This is a genomic window from Fluctibacter halophilus (assembly GCF_020687825.1).
Lineage (GTDB): Bacteria > Pseudomonadota > Gammaproteobacteria > Enterobacterales > Alteromonadaceae > Fluctibacter > Fluctibacter halophilus.
Window position 1 is genome coordinate 1,355,793 of record NZ_JAJEWP010000001.1, and the last position, 9,698, is coordinate 1,365,490.

9 protein-coding genes are annotated in these 9,698 nt (G+C 53.9%); 3 read left to right on the forward strand and 6 right to left on the reverse strand.

The window, feature by feature from the left end; genetic code table 11:
• Positions 1-70: 70 nt before the first annotated feature.
• On the reverse strand, positions 71-1,384 hold the full coding sequence (locus tag LJ739_RS06315; RefSeq protein ID WP_229158167.1) for a spinster family MFS transporter: 1,314 nt from the start codon (positions 1,382-1,384) through the stop codon (positions 71-73).
• Positions 1,385-1,587: 203 nt separating this feature from the next.
• On the opposite strand from LJ739_RS06315, the gene LJ739_RS06320 reads away from it, so the two are divergent.
• The gene (locus LJ739_RS06320; RefSeq protein WP_229158169.1) at positions 1,588-2,376 is read left to right on the forward strand and encodes an acyl-CoA thioesterase; all 789 of its coding nucleotides are present in this window, start codon (positions 1,588-1,590) and stop codon (positions 2,374-2,376) included.
• Positions 2,377-2,423: 47 nt separating this feature from the next.
• Here LJ739_RS06320 and LJ739_RS06325 read toward each other — a convergent pair whose 3' ends face one another.
• Together LJ739_RS06325 and LJ739_RS06330 are read right to left on the reverse strand one after the other, a co-directional pair.
• Positions 2,424-3,269 (reverse strand): HDOD domain-containing protein, encoded by an 846-nt coding sequence (locus tag LJ739_RS06325; RefSeq protein WP_456151874.1) that lies wholly within the window; start codon positions 3,267-3,269, stop codon positions 2,424-2,426.
• A 91-nt stretch (positions 3,270-3,360) separates the two neighbouring features.
• Entirely contained in the window at positions 3,361-4,383 is a 1,023-nt protein-coding gene (locus LJ739_RS06330; protein WP_229158174.1) for a 2-dehydropantoate 2-reductase, read from the reverse strand.
• Positions 4,384-4,571: 188 nt separating this feature from the next.
• Between LJ739_RS06330 and LJ739_RS06335 the strand changes: the two genes are divergently transcribed.
• The gene (locus LJ739_RS06335; RefSeq protein WP_229158176.1) at positions 4,572-5,795 is read left to right on the forward strand and encodes a GGDEF domain-containing protein; all 1,224 of its coding nucleotides are present in this window, start codon (positions 4,572-4,574) and stop codon (positions 5,793-5,795) included.
• Entirely contained in the window at positions 5,792-7,045 is a 1,254-nt protein-coding gene (locus tag LJ739_RS06340) for a glycosyltransferase (RefSeq protein WP_229158185.1), read from the forward strand. Before LJ739_RS06335 ends, LJ739_RS06340 begins: the two co-directional genes overlap by 4 nt.
• Here LJ739_RS06340 and LJ739_RS06345 read toward each other — a convergent pair.
• The 3 genes from LJ739_RS06345 to LJ739_RS06355 are packed head-to-tail and all read right to left on the reverse strand — an operon-like array spanning position 7,042 to position 9,669.
• Positions 7,042-8,691 (reverse strand): aminotransferase class V-fold PLP-dependent enzyme, encoded by a 1,650-nt coding sequence (locus LJ739_RS06345; protein ID WP_229158188.1) that lies wholly within the window; start codon positions 8,689-8,691, stop codon positions 7,042-7,044. The two genes, LJ739_RS06340 and LJ739_RS06345, sit on opposite strands and share 4 nt — an antisense overlap.
• Before the next feature lie 32 nt (positions 8,692-8,723).
• A complete protein-coding gene (locus LJ739_RS06350; protein WP_407646763.1) occupies positions 8,724-9,287 on the reverse strand; it encodes a DUF6942 family protein in 564 nt (187 codons plus the stop codon).
• Complete coding sequence (locus tag LJ739_RS06355) at positions 9,271-9,669, reverse strand: DUF2750 domain-containing protein (RefSeq protein ID WP_229158192.1); 399 nt, start codon at positions 9,667-9,669, stop codon at positions 9,271-9,273. The genes LJ739_RS06350 and LJ739_RS06355 overlap by 17 nt, the downstream gene beginning before the upstream one ends.
• Positions 9,670-9,698: the final 29 nt, after the last annotated feature.

The window sequence follows — 9,698 nt, forward strand, 5'->3', positions numbered from 1 at the left end:
CCACGATTACCTCTGAATCCTTCCCGTCCTAAGATGAGAAGATACTCGCGCGCCGTCAGGCGCGTTTTTTTTAGCTGTTGCGCTCTGCAGCCAACGCCCAGTCCTCTCGGACCCGTGTAGCGGTCCATAGAAATGCCAGTATCGACAGCACATAAGCGATAACCAGACAGGCCATGGCAAAGCGCAGTGCTTCCACATCCCCCATGCTGGACGCAAAATGATTACTGGCAATGCCGACCGCCGTTGGTCCGCCGCCCAATGCGATCAGATTGAGCACAAAAAAGAATAGCGCCGTTGACATGGCCCGGACCTTAACCGGTGCCAGCGTTTGCGCCAACGCAAACGAGGGGCCCAGGTATGTACCACTGGTAAATAGTAACACCGTGATCAACGCCACTGACAGCCATAAGGACTCAACCTGCAAGGCAATGTAGAAGCACGGTGTACCGACTATCATCATTAGGGCCGGTAACCAACCATAGGCACGTTTATCTTTTTGTCCCCAGCGATCGGCAATGACGCCTCCCAACCAGACTCCTGCGGCATAAGCGGTACCATTAATAATGCCGAACCAAATCAGCAACTGGGTGACATCAAGACCGGCGTGGGCGCGCACGTAAAAATCGATCAACCAGGTCGAAATGGCATAATTGCCAAACGAACCAAAGGAAATACCCAGGCACATCCCCCACCAGGATGGAATACTCAGCAACGTTTTAACCGCAGATCCAACAGAGACCTGCTGTTGCGACTGACGCACCTGATCACTGCCACGCACCGGCTCTTTGACGGTTAACTTCATCAACACTGCCAACGCGACGCCAGGAAGGCCGACACTGATCATCACCCAACGCCAGTCGGCACTGCCGCCCTGAAGGATAAAAGCCGATGCAAAAAACGCCAGCATGATGCCAAACGGAATACCCAGCGAATAAAATGCCAAAGCACCGGCCCGCTTTTCCTTCGGATACAGATCAGAAATCATTGAATGGGACGGTGGACTGCCGCCAGCTTCACCGATACCAACACCGATCCGGGCCAGTGCCAGTTGGGTGTAATTGCTTGCCACTCCCGATAGCGCAGTGAAGCCACTCCACAGGGTCAGTGAAATGCATACGATGTTGACCCGACTGTAGCGGTCAGCCAGCCAGGCAATAGGAATACCGACCAGGGTGTATAGCAGCGCAAAGTAGATCCCTTTTAACCATCCGAGCTGCGCGTCATCCAAGCCGAGATCGGCCTGAATAAAGGGCGATAAAATCCCTATGATCTGACGATCAATGAAATTAAATGCATACACCAGGGTCAGTATGCACAGTACATACGTCCGGTATGCAGAACGGGGCGCCTGGGCGCTTTCGTTGACCTCATTTGCGGCTGTCATCGGCACGGTTCCTCACAGGAAATCTGAAACCCAGTCTACGCATGGCGCGATAAAGAACTCAAGCAACTGTGTTAATCATTTGTAAATAAAATAGTTTCCATCATCAGGTTGAATGATCACTGGGCAATAATTAATGGATACTGTGCACAAAGGTAGACATCCGACCAGTTGTGCGGGTATAACGGGTTCCACAAGGAGGCACCATGCACATTGATGAATTACTAAACTACGCCGAGCCGGGTCGCGAAATCGTGGTTCCAAGCCAATGGTCTCAGGGCAGAACCTGTTACGGTGGCGTGTCTGCCGCCCTGCTATATCGGGCGATGCAATCACGTTTGACCGGACAACGGGTAATGCGGTCACTGAATTGTAACTTTATCGGGCCACTGTTGGCCGACCAACCTTTTCATATAGAAGTCGAAGCCTTGCGACAGGGAAAAAGCGCGTCACAAATGCTGGCAAGAGCCATACAAAATGAACAGACCGCTGTACTGATGCAGGTCTGTTTTGGCGTTTCCCGTGACTCCAAAGTGCAGGTTAAAAACACTGACCGTCATGGCATGACGATACCCACCAAGCCAAAGTTCATCCCCCAGATCCCCAAGGTAACGCCGAAGTTTATTCGTCACTTTGATTTGGCCATCGAGTCCGGCGGACTCCCCTTTACCGGCAGCAGCACAGCCAACGTTGATGGCTGGATGCGTTATTCAAAACCGCCTCAGCAATTCAGCGATGCCCACCTGGTGGGATTGATTGATGCCTGGCCCCCCACCGTGTTGCAAATGCTCAAGTGGCCAGCGCCGGCAAGCACCATGTGCTGGAATGTGGAATTTCTGCACCCGCACCCGGCGTTCTCACCCACCGGCTGGTTTGCCTATCAGGCGCGGACCCGTCAGGCCGCCGATGGTTATGCCCATACCGAGGCGAATATCTGGGATGAAAACAACAATCTCGTCGCCATCAGCCGACAAGCCGTTGCCGTTTTCGATTGATCCCTCCTGAACGATATCACCCACGGACAAAACCCCGTGGGTGACACTCAGTAAACCGCAAATCCCGAGGGATTGAACAACGCAAACACACTCAGAGATTGCAGATTGGTATACGACAATGCGCTTTGCAGGTCGCTGTGCTCCAGTTCGAGAACATCACAAAGTCGCATGTCGAGGTTGGCGTTGCCAGAGTAATACTCGGAATTAACGTTATCCAGTGCCAGTACGTAGCTTAGCTGCATGATCCGGTCATCATCATTTTGCGCTTCGCTGATACTAAAGTGCTGGTGTTCGATGGGGGTTGCAATGGCGTTGGGTATTCCCCACAGCCTTATTAACGCGGCGCCAATATCCGCGTAGGTCATGCCCAGATGTTCGAGTTGCAGAGACAACGGCGTGTGCTGCTCATTAAAGTGGGCACATTTGCGCGCCACTTCAGGATCAAACTGCACCGTGACCAATTCGCCAATATTGTGCAGTAGGCCGGCCACAAACAAGCGCTCGGATTCTGTTGTGCCACGCCGTTCGGCAAAATACTTGCACAACAACGCACAACACACACTTTGCTCCCAGAATTTGTCCAGATCGATGATGTCAGTGTCAATCGCGCCAAAGGCTTTCGCAACACCGTATCCCACCACCAGGTCATACATAGAATTGGTGCCGATCACCTGAATGGCTTTGGCAATGGAGTCGATTTGGTTGGGAAACTTGTACAGTGCACTGTTGGCGATTTTCAGGATTTGGGTTGCCAGTGCGGGATCGTATTGAACAACCTCGGCTATATCCATCATCGACGCGGCTTCATCGTCAATCAGCGCTCTGATGCGCACCACGGCATCCGGTAAGACGAACACATCGCTGGCTTGTGTTGCATAGTCAATGGCTTTCATCATGCTCTCTTTTGCAAACAGGAAAAGCTGTCTCTGTTAGTGTAGTCTCAGGTAGCAAACATCACCACAATCATGCAGTTAGGTCAATAACTTACCCGTTAATGATTGACCATAACTGTGTCGCCGACAGATCACAACGGGGCTTCCCCTCGCGCTGGGTAGACTCTACTTCCTTGATCAGGGCGACAATGTGCTGATTGGCCCTGCAGTCAATTCCTGCCCGTTGCGCGGCCTCGACAACTGCGCCATTGAGATAATCAATTTCTGTCGGCCGGCTGGCATCCAAATCCCACCACATGGACGTTCGCACCGTGGGATCGATTGACAGCATGCTGTTGGCCACCCGCCGGAACAGCCAGTCTGGCAAACGCAACACCCACGGCAGCCAGGTTCCCGGCAGGCGCGCGACCTTGGGCAGTGACATGTGATTGGCCCGGCATACCGCCAGCAATTCATCCATCAATCGGGCGATGACACGCCGGGCGTCTCTGGACTCCAGCATCTGCTTCACCGGTACATTCAACAGCGCGTTAACGGCATTGCCCAGATTCAACTGCAGTTTGGCCCATTGCAGCGCGGTCATTTGTGTAGTGACGGCCACCGGCATCATCGGATTATTCAGCTGATCGACCAGTGCACGCAGGGCCTCATCCGCGCCCTCCTGCACTTCCACGCTCAGGGTCCCTTCCGAGCCACGATGATAATGTGCCGGTGTCAATGTCACCACATTGAAAGGCACCATGACACGCCTGACCACATTGTCAGGAAAGCGTTGCCTGACCATGGCGTCACTGCCCAGTCCATTTTGACAACACAGGATCATGGTTTCAGGGCCTACCCAGCGAGACATGGCATCAAGGGCCTGTTCAATGGCGGTGCATTTGACGGTCAGCCAGACAACCTCCATCGCCTCACCTGCAGCATCCTCACTCACCATGTCCAATGCCTCGACAACATGGTCATGGCCCTCAAAATCGGTTACGCGTAACCCGCTTTTCAAATTCTCAACAATTCTTGGACGCGCTACCAGCAAAGGCTTGTAGCCCTGTCGGGCTAACATGGCACTCAAATATCCGCCGATCAGTCCAGCACCGAACACCAATTGTTTTTGCATGCCAATAAAACCCTTTACCCCGCCTGAATATCGCTATGGTAGGCACGGCTGGAAGTACGAGGCAAGGGCCATGAAGGATTATCCGCCGAATATTTCATCGACCGACACTGCCCCATGCGGGTTTGGGTTATATGTTGCAAACAATTCCCCTACAATGGCGCTAATCCGTATTTAGCGAGGTTGCGTCATTGCAAGCATTACGTCCCATAGCAACGCGCACGTTGGTGCCATCGCTGGCCTTTGTGTTGACCCTGACTGCAAGTTTTCATTTTTCTACGCTGTTACAGCAGTGGCTATCCAGTTATGCCTGGGTTCCGCTGGCCAGTTTGGTGGCAAGCGGGCTGATTTCGTTGCAGTTTGGCCGTACCCGACTGGTATTTACTGCCCTGTTGTTGGGGGCGTATTACTACGCCCGCTTTCATCTATCGCCCCTTGGCAACAGCAACCTCGATATCTATGCTGATGCATTGATCTTACTGCTGGCCTGGTTAGCCTGGCGCCCGGACAAAGGTGTGCATCCGTTCAATGTCGTGATCACTGTCATTGAGCTGGTACTGGTGGGGGGATTGTGCGTCGTATTGTTGCCACAGCTTGGCGAGAGCATGGCACCGGTTCTCACTACCCTGTATGCTCCGCTTTATCAATTGAATCCAACGCTGGCGGCAATGTTATCGCCCACCCAATGGTTGGTTTACATCGCGGTGTTTGTGATCGGCCTGGTACGGGTCATCCTTGTTCCCAGTAACAGTCAGATCGCGTTGTGGTTCACCGTAATCGGACTGATGGTGGCAAATGCCATTGCCACACCGCTGGTCAGTGCCGTCATCATTACCTGGCTGGCATTGGCGTTTGTGATTTCAACCCTGGTTGACAGTTTCAACATGGCCTTTCGCGACGAGTTAACCGGGATCCCTTCTCGCCGTGCATTGATGCAATACGTTCAAACCCTCGGCCGACGTTACATTGTGGTGATGTGCGATATCGACCATTTCAAGAAATTTAACGATACCTACGGCCATGACGTTGGCGATCAGGTGTTGCGTCTGGTGGCCAGCAAATTTAATCAGGTCAGTGGCGGTGGTCGCGCGTTTCGCTACGGCGGCGAGGAATTTACCCTGATTTTTCCCCGTAAAGACCTGCATGATGTGCTTCCTCATGTGGATCTGCTACGTCAGACCATCGAACAGTACCCGCTGGTCATTCGCAGCAAAGATCGCCCCACTAAACCGCCGAAGAAAGGCCACAATAAAAAAAGCGCTGGCACCAAAACAGTGTCCGTGACCTGCAGTTTTGGGGTTGCTCAACGAACGTCTGAAGTGCGGGATTTCATGGACATCCTGAAAGTTGCGGATCAGGCGCTGTATCAGGCCAAGAAAGCCGGTCGCAATTGCGTTAAGGCTGCGCAACAATGAGCAAGACTATCCAGCGCGTGCTGGTACTCGGCTACGTCTGGCCTGAACCGGACTCTTCGGCCGCCGGACGGCACATGGTGTCGTTGCTGAAAAGTTTCCGCGCGCAGGGTTGGGAGGTTGTGTTTGCCAGTGCCGCACAGCGCAGCGAACACCAAATCGATCTTGGTGAGCTGGGGATTGAACAACACGCGGTTGCCCTCAATTGCAGCAGTTTTGATCGTTTTGTGGCTCAGTTGTCCCCGGACATGGTGTTGTTTGACCGCTTCATGCTTGAAGAACAATTCGGCTGGCGCGTACGCCAGCAATGCCCTGATGCATTACAGGTCATCGACACCGAGGATCTGCACAGTCTGCGCGACGCCCGCCACAGCGCCCACAAACAGGACAGAGCCATGACGGATGATGATCTCATGGGGGATAAACTGTACCGGGAGCTGGCTGCCATTTTGCGTGCCGATCTGTCGTTGATCATTTCAGCCCATGAAGTAGCACTGCTGGAACGTCTTGGTGTACCTGCCCACCAGCTACACCATTGCCCGTTTATCCTCGATCGCCAACGCCACTACCCTGCGCCGGGCTATGACCAGCGAAAGGGGTTTGTGTCCATCGGCAATTTTCGTCACGCCCCCAACTGGGACGCGGTATTGTGGTTGAAGCAACAGATCTGGCCGGCAATCCGTCGTCAGTTACCTGGCGCGACACTGCATGTCTGTGGGGCTTATCCACCGCCTAAAGCGACACAGTTGCACGCACCCAAAGACGGTTTTTTGGTAGAAGGCTGGGTGGACGATGCGTACCAGACCATTGCACAGCATCGTGTGCTGCTCGCCCCACTGCGTTTTGGTGCCGGACTGAAAGGCAAACTGGTTGATGCCATGTTGACAAAAACACCCAGTGTAACCACACCTATCGGATTGGAAGGGCTCGGCGACGCCGCCCACTGGCCAGGTGCAGTCGGTCACACCGACGATGAAATCATCGATGCTGCCATCGCCCTACACGAAATACCCCAACAGTGGCAGCAGGCCAGTGAGCGCTGTGAACCACTGTTGGCAGGACGGTTTGCGCCTCAACCGGTCATCGACGGTCTGATCCACCGACTGACTGCAACTAAGGCCGAACTTGCCGCCCATCGCCGTCGCTGTGTGTTAGGTCAGATGCTGCAACACCATAGCCTCAAAAGCACTCAGTACATGGGGCAATGGATTGAGGCAAAACAGCGTCACAACGCATCCGACACGAACAATTAAACGGATACGTCTAGCCGTTCTATGATCCGGGCCATTACCGCTCGCAGGCCATTACCGCGCGATTCGCTGAGGTGGTGTTGAAGGCCCATATCGTCTAGGTAATCCTGCACATTAAATTGACGGATATAGCTAACCGATTGTCCCTGCAGGGCCTCAATGATCAATGCCAGCAGCCCACGCACGATTTTACTCGGCGATTCTGCTGCCAGTTGCACGTGTTGAGGATCCTGACGATCAACACAGATCCACACTGCACTTTCACAGCCTTTTACTCCATTGTCCTCGGTGCATTGCTGGGGCGACAAACGTGGCAAGGACTTTCCTGCCAACATCACCTGGCGATAGACATTATCCCACCCTTTGGCGGCTTTCACCGCGCTGGCCAATGGTGCCAACGTCTCCTCGGCGTTGCTGGTCGGCATTGGCCCAGGTGGAGGGAACAGTGTGTCATTGCGTAACTGCTGCACGGCACTGCGCAACGCCAGGGCAAATCGCTGTATGTCCTCAAGGGTGTTGTAGCACCCCAGAGAGACCCGCAGCGTTGCCGTGTGGCCCAACGCAGCAATTAACGGCATCGCACAGTGGTGTCCGGTGCGCACAGCAATACCCTGCCGGTCGAGCAAAATGGCCACATCCTGGCAATCGAGCTGTTCAAACACCAGTGACACAAGCGGGATCCTTGGCCCATCAGCTGCCAACATAGAAACACCATCAATGCCATGGAACGCCTCGCTGAGCGCCTCCAAAAGCAAGCGTTCATGGGTCTGCAATTGAGCACGATACTGCTGCATAAATCCCACCGCCGCGGCAAAACCAATCACTTCAGCGATTGCTGGCGTACCGGCTTCAAACTTTAATGGCGCCGGCTGAAACGTTGCATTCTGATAGGTCACTTCCACGACCATTTCGCCACCAAACTGGGTCGGCTGAAGCGCATCGAGGCACGCCGTTTTACCGTATACGGCACCAATGCCGGTCGGACCATACATTTTGTGCGCACTGAACACGTAGAAGTCACAGTCCAATGCCTGTACATCGACATCCAGGTGTCCGACAGCCTGGGCACCGTCCACCACCGTCAACGCGTTGACGAGCCTGGCCCGTTGCAAAACCTCACCCAGCGGATTGATGACGCCTAAGGCATTGGACACATGGCCAATCGCAACCACGGCGGTGTCCGCGCTCAACAAGGTATCCAGCGCCTCAAGCTGCCATATCCCATTGTGATCAACCGGTAATATGTCCAGTTGCCAGCCGCGTCGCTTCGCCAGCTGTTGCCATGGGATCAAATTGGCATGATGTTCACTGCCGCTGACCAGGATCCGCGATCCAGTCACCCAACTCGCATCGGTCAGACCATTGGCGATCAGATTAATCCCGTCGGTTGTACCTTTGCACCACACAATATTGGACGCTGACGGCGCATGGATAAATCCAGCCACTGTCTCCCGGGCCTGCTCAAATTGCTCGGTCGCCTGCTGTGCCCGCTGATAAGCGCCACGGTGCACATTGGCATTGGTATTGATGTAGTAAGATTGCATGGCATCCAGCACAGATTGCGGTTTCTGTGTGGTGGCAGCACTGTCGAGGTAGACACAGTCAATGGCCTCAAAAGCCGGGAAAAGACTGCGAAAAGCATCACTCATGATACAAGACTCTGTCGCTTTTCAGGGATTAGTTATGTGCTGGCGAGTGTAGCATGGTCACGGGGTTGGGACAGCCACGCCACCAGTGTTTTTGTCATCCACCCAATGTCCTGATTGGTAAACTGGCGATAATCAAAATAAGGCGTTACCCAAAGAGGCCTGGCGGGCTGTTGGGCAAATGACGGCGTCAGCCAATGCACCGGTAGATGACAAGCCTGTGCATAGTGTTTTCCCATCACCAGATGGATACCGTCATCGGCCTGCAACGGGGGCGCATTGAACAACAATGCACAGCCACTGCCCTGTTGCAGCATGCACTCATCGCGAAATTGCTGCCAGGCGCTAAACCGACGGATGGACTGGCAACGTGGGTGTTGTGTCTCCATCGCCAACCCATGTAACAGCTTGGCATAGACGTTGAACACTTTGCGCCATCCATTGCCCCCGGCCGCATTAATTCGGTCGATGTCGCCGTTGCTCAGAGGCATAACATGGGATACGTCCTCAAACGGTGCCAGCGGAGGTCGGCGATTGATGTACACCCGGCACCACGGTGCGGGATCGCCCAGTCCAGACAGCTCAGTTACTGCCTTGATTGTCCATTTCCTCGATCAGGCACTGAGACACCTCGTCAGCGTCCAGCATAATGCCTTCTTCGTCCTCACTTAACGGAAACACCAGAACCAGCGTACCGTTTTTCTGCATGCCTGGTAACCACTGGGATTGCCAATCTGTCAGACTGATCGGTGTTGGCACGCAATCAGGGAAATCGTGTTTCTCCCAGGCTTTGGCACAGGCCTCATGAGGCCAGACAGGCAAACAAGCATCATCTTCTGCCTGCAATAACAACCAGCCCTTCTCGCCGTACAGTCCCCACAACTGACCTTCTTTGATCAGTGTTGCGAGGGTGTAATCAAAACGTGCTTCCGGCGAAAGTTTGGTCAGAGCATCAAATTGCTCGGTGGTTAATTGACTCATGATGTCCTCTTTGGGCAAAGGTATGGCGG